The 3,480-nt window shown below is 62.4% G+C and carries 3 protein-coding genes; 1 reads left to right on the forward strand and 2 read right to left on the reverse strand.

From position 1 onward, the window contains the following. Positions 1 to 870: substrate-binding domain-containing protein (locus ACFFAR_RS28390; RefSeq protein ID WP_375508925.1), on the forward strand; the 870-nt coding region annotated here is incomplete at its 5' end. An 18-nt stretch (positions 871 to 888) separates the two neighbouring features. On the opposite strand, the gene ACFFAR_RS28395 is transcribed toward ACFFAR_RS28390, so the two are convergent. Beyond that, positions 889 to 2,523, reverse strand: coding sequence for an FGGY family pentulose kinase (locus tag ACFFAR_RS28395; protein ID WP_174364998.1), 1,635 nt, complete (start codon positions 2,521 to 2,523; stop codon positions 889 to 891). A gap of 88 nt (positions 2,524 to 2,611) precedes the next feature. Beyond that, positions 2,612 to 3,340: an SDR family NAD(P)-dependent oxidoreductase gene (locus ACFFAR_RS28400; RefSeq protein ID WP_174364999.1), complete on the reverse strand. Its 729-nt coding sequence runs from the start codon at positions 3,338 to 3,340 to the stop codon at positions 2,612 to 2,614. Between the last annotated feature and the right edge of the window lie 140 nt (positions 3,341 to 3,480).

Genomic DNA, 3,480 nt, shown 5'->3' on the forward strand with positions numbered 1-3,480 from the left:
TCGCTCATTCTCGGGCGCTCCGAGGCGGTTGGCGTCATCGTCACGAAATACACACTGCGATACAACCCCGATGTGTTGTTTGCACTAGGCGAGGCGTTGGCTGCGGCAAACTCGAAGTTGCTGCTTATCACGGTCGAGAGCGACCAGGCGGTTCATGACACGCTCGGCCGTGCGCTGGATTTTCCACTCGATGGACTCATCTCCTGCGCCGACCTTTCGGCCGCCAACATCAAGGCCTTCCAGCAACACGACGTGCCTGTCGTGCTCTTCAACAGGCATTCCACGGCACGGCGCGTGGATAGTGTCGCAACAGACAATGCAAACGCGTCGAAGCGCATCGCCGCAGCATTGCGTAAAGCGGGACACAGCCGCTTTCTATGCATTGGCGGTCCGGAAGATGCGCCCGTGAGCCGAGCGCGAATCGATGCTTTTGTTGAAGAAGCGCAGCGTCTGGGCGCAAGGCAGATCGTTTCGCTGCATACCGACTTCTCTTATGAGGAGGGAAGCGCAGCGATGGCCGCCGCTTTCAAAAGGGCGAATGGAAACATCGACGCGGTGTTTTGCGCGAACGACCAGATTGCCCTCGGCGCGCTCGATGCATGCCGATTCGATCTCGGCCTGAGTGTTCCCAAAGACATATCGATTGTCGGCTTCGACGACGTGCCCGATGCGTCGCGTCCCACTTATATGCTGACCACGGTTCGTCAAGACGTTCGGCAACTCGCGAGCGAGGCCGTCCGCATGCTGGCGCTCCGGCTCGCAGATCCATCGCGGCGCGCCTGCACGGTCATCGTACCCAGCAAGTTGATCGAACGTGGATCCGCGAATCTCTTCAGCGCAGATCGGATCAGCAGCGCGGATGTCCGCTGAAACGGCACAAACCGCGCGTTATCGAATTGCCCGCGCCACCGTCTGCAACTGCGTGAAGGCCTGAAATCTGGTCTCGTGCAGGGCGGCGAGATCTCCCGCCGCCGGCTCATAGGTCGTGCTGATCTGCGACATGCTTCTCATCGCCGAACGCACATTGGCGAACTGGCCGCCAGCCACACCGCCCAGAATCGCGGCGCCCAGCAAAACAGGTTCGTCCGCCTCCGTGGCAAGCACAGGCTTGCCGGTGGTGTCAGCAAGCAGTTGCCGGACGAGGTCAAGGCGCCCCGCGCCACCGCTGATGGTCACTCGCTCGATCGGCGCACCGGCCGCAGCCTGAACTTCGATGATCTGGCGAAGACCGTATCCAATGCTGCAAATCCCTGCTATGTACAGCGCGACCAGGCTGTCCAGATCGTGGTCCATGCCGAGGCCCGCGATCACCGCTCTGGCGTTCGGGTCGGCAAAGGGCGCACGATTTCCCAGGAACTCGGGAACGATATGCAACCCCTTCGCCAGCATCACCGTTGCGGATGAACTGGCCGATGCCGCCACCGCAAGACCTGCCAGCATGACCGGCAAGGATTGGCCTGCCTGCTCCGCGCGCTTGCGTGCGTCGGGCGTTGCGGGGTGCATCGACAGCAATTGTTCGATGGCCGCCCCGGCTACCGACTGGCCGCCTTCGTTGAGCCACGTTTCGGGCACCATTGCCGAGAAATACGGGCCCCACACGCCGGGCACGAAGACCGGCTCGCGGGTCGTGGTCATCGTGCACGACGACGTACCGAAGACGTAGGCCAGGCACGACTCGATTTCACCTTCGGCGCCGACCGTGCCAATTCCACCGGCATGGGCATCGATCACGCCAGTCGCGACCGGCGTTCCTGTGCGCAAGCCGAGCTCCGCCGCGGCGGCGTCCGTCAGCCCGCTTCCCAGCGGCGTTCCCGGATCGACCACCGTCTGGCCGATGCGCGCAAACGCTTCGTCGGCCAGCACGCCCAGACCCACGGCTTGAAAATAATTTTCATCCCAGCGCCGCTCGTGCGCCAGATAAGTCCATTTGCAAGTGACCGTGCAAGTGGATCGCGACAGATCTCCGGTCGCGCGCCAGGTCAGGAAGTCGGTCAGGTCGAAGAACTGCCACGCCGCTGCAAAGATGTGCGGCCTGTTCTCGAGCAGCCACAGCAGCTTCGGCGTTTCCATTTCCGGCGAGATCTTTCCGCCGACATACTTCAGCACCTCGTGACCGCCGGCGTTGATGCGCTCCGCCTGATCCAGGGCACGGTGATCCATCCACACGATGATGTCGCGCTCGGCCTGCTCCGATGGCCCCACGGGCAGCGGCCGGCCGCCTTCTCCCAGTACGACGAGCGAGCACGTGGCGTCGAAGCCGATACCGGCGATCTCATCGGCGGATAGTGCCGACTGCGACAGCGCCTCTCTCACGGAGGTACAGACGGCCTGCCAGATCTCGCTGCTCGACTGCTCGACGATAGAACCGCTTGCATGGAACAACGTGATGTCGTGCTTCGCAGAAGCGACCATGCGCCCGGCAAGATCGAAGATGCCGGCGCGGGCACTGCCCGTACCCACATCCACGCCAATGACATAGCGCGCATTGTCTGCTGCGCCGGATTTCGGGTCTTCTGAAGTCATAGCTTACGGCCTGTTCTGAGAAGCGATGCAGATGTTCATGCGGACACGAGCCATACAGGGCCCGCGTCCTTCACAAGTCACTCGCGCGTCAAAGATCGACGCTGTTCGGAAGGATAACAAGATCGCGGATGGTCACGTTGCGCGGCCGTGTCAGCATGAACAGCACGGCGTCGGCGACTTCCCTGGGCTGCATCAGGCTGCCTGAGGCCAGCGCGTCGTCCATCTTGGCCTTCGGCCAGTCATCGAGGAGCGCCGTAACGACCGGACCCGGCGCTACTGCGCCTACGCGTATGCCGTGTTTGGAAAGCTGTCGCCGGATGGTGTGCACGAACGCCTGCACCGCGAATTTGGAGGCCGTGTAGATGGGTTCCCACACGACCGGAACGATCCCCGCAATCGAGCTCGTGAAAATGATGTCGCCGGATTTCTGCGCAACCATGTGCGGCAGCACCGCGTGGACCGACCGGAACGCCGCGTTGATATTCAGGTTGAGCATGCGGTCCCACTCGTCGGGGTCTCCGTCCACCACTTCACCGCCGACATACGCACCCGCGTTGGCATGGAACACATCGAGGCCGCCTGCGCGCTCGAGAATTTGCGGCAATAGCGTAGAGACCTCAGCCGGACGCAGCAGGTCCATCGGCAAGGGCAACGCGTTCGGCCCCAGTTCTGCGCAGAGCTGCGCAAGCCGGTCGGCAGCACGGTCGACCAACACGACCTTCGCACCTTCGGCGAGCAGCACGCGCGCACATTCCAGACCAATACCTGATGCCGCTCCGGTGATGGCGGCAACCTTTCCCTTCATCATGTCAGTCATTGACTGCTCTCCTAAATTGCGTGATTCCTTCGTGCTTCAGGCGCGTCCATGCGAAACGCGGGACTGCCGTGCAAGCGAATCGACGACGACTGCAATAGCCAGCACCGCGCCGGTGATCATGAAGCGCAGCGAGGACGACA

The organism is uncultured Caballeronia sp. (assembly GCF_964243625.1).
Taxonomy (GTDB): domain Bacteria; phylum Pseudomonadota; class Gammaproteobacteria; order Burkholderiales; family Burkholderiaceae; genus Caballeronia.